Below are 3,059 nucleotides of genomic sequence, written 5' to 3' on the forward strand. Positions count from 1 at the left end.
CCGTCGGCGGCGGCGACCTCGGACGGCGTGGCGACCGGCGCGTCGGCCTGGGCGACCATCATCCGGTTGGTCTGTGCCGAGAGGATCGGCCATTCTCCGCTGTGGGGGCGGGTGGGGGCGGCCGTGGCAGCCCGGTCGACCCCACACTCGGCGTGAGCGAGGATCAGGGTGAGGTTCCAGCGCTCGGCGCCGCCCGTGCCGGTGGCATTGACGCGCAGCCGCAGCTGGGACAGGGCGTATCCGGGACCCTCCTTCCTCACGTGCTGGAGGGTGGCGACGTAGTCGTAGCTGCCCCAGCTCCGGTACCCCGTCTGCTCCGAGTTCGGACCGGGCATCGCCACGCGGACCTCCTGCTCGAAGAGACCGTTCCGCCCCAGGATCACCGGCCCGTCCGAGCTCAGGGTCGCCGCCCCGGCGGTGGGGGAGCAGGCCGCGGTCGCGCGAATCGGGTTCCTGCCCGAGTAGCTGACCAGGTCCGCCCCCAGGATGCTGGCCGTCCGCACGTCCAGAGATCGGGTCTCGGAGACCGCGCCGGCGGTGGCGGAGGCCACGCCGGTGGGGTTCCCGTTCTCGCACCGCGACTGCGCATCGAGCGTCGAGCACGAGAATCCCACGGTGGTCAGGGGGAGCAGGTAAGTGGGAAAGGAGCCGGTGCTGCTGTGCGTCGCCGGACCGACGACCTGGCGGGACGTGTCGGGGCTCTGGCGGAAGGCGGTGACGGCGCCGACGTCGCTGTCCCGGACCGCTCGTTCCATCTGGCCGAAGGTCGACATCGCGCGGGCGAAGCGCGTGTTCTGGTGCGGATTGGCGGCCCCGAACTCGGCCGCGCCCACTGCGCTGTCGGACCACGTCGCCTCGGTGGGCCGGATCGAACCGAGTGCCAGGGCCGTCGTCAGGAGCAGGGCGAGGGCGCCGAGGACCGCCACGAGCGCCCGCACCGGATGCTGCCGGAGGGTCACCGCGCGACCTCGTCGTCGTCGCGCCCCGGCCAGAAGGTCCACAGGACCCCGAGCGCGGCGAGCAGGGTGATCGAACCCAGGACCAGCGGGTTCCCGGCCCAGACGATCACGTTCGCCAGCCCGGGCACCGACCACAGCACCTTGCGGACGCTCTCGACCCGGTACATCCCCGGATCGGGGTTCGGATTGGCGTCGCCCTGCATCAGGATGAGCGCCTCGCCGGGCACCTGCGGATGGACCTCGATCACCCGGTGGGTGACGGGCAGCCGGCCGGGACGGTCGACGGTGACGACGTCGCCCACCCGGATCTCGTCCGCACTGATCTCCTTGACCACGGCGACGGAGCCGGTGGGGATCGTGGGGGACATGGACCCGGTCTTGAACATGATGAGCGTGATGTTCATCGTCACCGCCGCGATCACGAGACCGACCGCCACCACCCCGCCGGCGGCGAGCAGATTGGCCAGCCCGCCGGCGAGGTAGGAGCCGAATGACCTGCCGGGGGCGCGGTGCGCTCCCGCGGTGCGGGCCGGGGTTCCGCTGTGGGACATCGTTGCTGCGGTCTGCACGGCCATCACCTCTCGCGTGTCGTTCGTCGGTCTCGGATCAGTTGGTCGTCGCGGGTCAGGCGTCGTCGCTCTGCGCGTCGAAGTTCCAGAACACGGGGGCGGGCGCGATGCCGGCGGAATCCAGTCCGGCGGTCGGGGCGAGCTCGGCGCGGAAGCACAGCCACTTGTAGTCGTTCTTCTCCACGCGGGTCGTGGACGTCGTGGGGGCGGCGAGTGTGCCGGCGGGCTTGAAGTTGGTGGCGGCAGCGGAGCAGTTGGACGGCGGGGTCGAGCCACCGCCGAGCTCGGCGATCGACACGGCGACCTTGCTGGTCAGCGCGTTGGAGGCGACGCTCTGCTGCGCGATGGTGACATCCGCGCCGAGCTTTCCCTTGTTCTCGTGCAGGCCCACCAGCTGGTAGACGGGCACTCCCGGGACCAGGGCCTTGGAGGCGGGTCCGAACTGCATGGTGCCGGCCTTGTCCTTGGTGACGAACTCGTTCCACCCCTCGGTGGCGTTGAAGTGGGCCTGGATGTTGAAGTCGCTGCCCGTGGTACCGAACTCGCTCACGCCCCACGCCGTGTCGGACCAGGCGGCCAGGGTCACCGCGGCACCGACGCCGAGCACCAGACCGGAGGCCATGATGGCGCGGGTCTTCTTGCGGCGGTTCTGCTTCGGCGAGGCAGTCGGGGAGGTCTGGGGCGTGGTGCTCATGGGTGGGCCTTTCCGGTGGAGGTGAGGGTGGGCGCCAACACTCTTGTTGACGTATCGCATTTATTATCGTTTACCTACTCGCCGGTAGCAAACGGAAGTAACGGTTTTGTAAACAACGTCACAGTTTCGCGATTCGCACCAAAAGTGCAGTTCAACAGGGAACCTGACATGTGTCTCATCTTCCATGCTGCGAGGTATTGGGAGGTCGCAGCCCTATTTGGACGCTATGCCAGGACTGTCGGAGGCCTGAGACGGATCGCGACGGCAGCGACGACGACAGCAACAACGACACGCGACGACGAGGCATCCAGCCCGGCCGCGGCACCCGACTCAGGTGACAGCCCCACTTGGCGGGCATCTCGCAGGTCCCAGAGCCGAAATCCCGGCGAGAGGTCCGCCAACCGCGGCGTTGCGAGGAAGGGGTGAACAGGAGCGCGGACGGACCGCGCTCAGGAGCCGCGCAACTCCCACATCCGTAGAGCGAGGCGTAGCTCCATCGCGCGGTCGCCGCGACGCCATCCGGGGCCGAGGACCGAGTCGAGCCGGTCGAGCCGCTGGTACACGGTGTTGACGTGGACGTAGAGCCGGTCGGCGGTACCCGAGGGGCTGGCATCGGCGTCGAACCAGGCGCTCAGGGTCTCCAGCAGGGCGGTCCCGCGGTCGCGGTCGTAGCGGCGGATCGGCCCGAGGTTGCGCTCGATGAACTGGGTGACGTCACCGCGGTCGACCTCACTGAACAGCAGCCCGTACAGGCCCAGCTCCTCGGTCGCCGCCCCCTCGCCCGCGCGCCCCAGAGCCACGAGCAGCTGCGCGGCGCGCCGGGCCCGCTCGACGTGG

At 69.7% G+C, this 3,059-nt stretch carries 4 protein-coding genes; all 4 read right to left on the reverse strand.

Annotated elements, in window-relative coordinates:
• On the reverse strand, positions 1-959 hold a 959-nt coding region (locus G6020_RS04350; protein ID WP_182609786.1), incomplete at its 3' end, for a hypothetical protein.
• Positions 956-1,528 carry a signal peptidase I gene (locus G6020_RS04355; protein ID WP_347238306.1) on the reverse strand — a complete coding sequence of 191 codons (573 nt, stop codon included), beginning with the start codon at positions 1,526-1,528 and terminating at the stop codon, positions 956-958. The genes G6020_RS04355 and G6020_RS04350, both read right to left, overlap by 4 nt.
• Positions 1,529-1,583: 55 nt before the next feature.
• Complete coding sequence (locus G6020_RS04360; protein WP_194305967.1) at positions 1,584-2,222, reverse strand: SipW-dependent-type signal peptide-containing protein; 639 nt, start codon at positions 2,220-2,222, stop codon at positions 1,584-1,586.
• A gap of 449 nt (positions 2,223-2,671) precedes the next feature.
• Positions 2,672-3,059: PucR family transcriptional regulator (locus G6020_RS04365; protein ID WP_182609787.1), on the reverse strand; the 388-nt coding region annotated here is incomplete at its 5' end.

Origin of the sequence: Dietzia sp. B19 (assembly GCF_014145155.1) — a bacterium.
GTDB classification, from domain to species: domain Bacteria; phylum Actinomycetota; class Actinomycetes; order Mycobacteriales; family Mycobacteriaceae; genus Dietzia; species Dietzia natronolimnaea.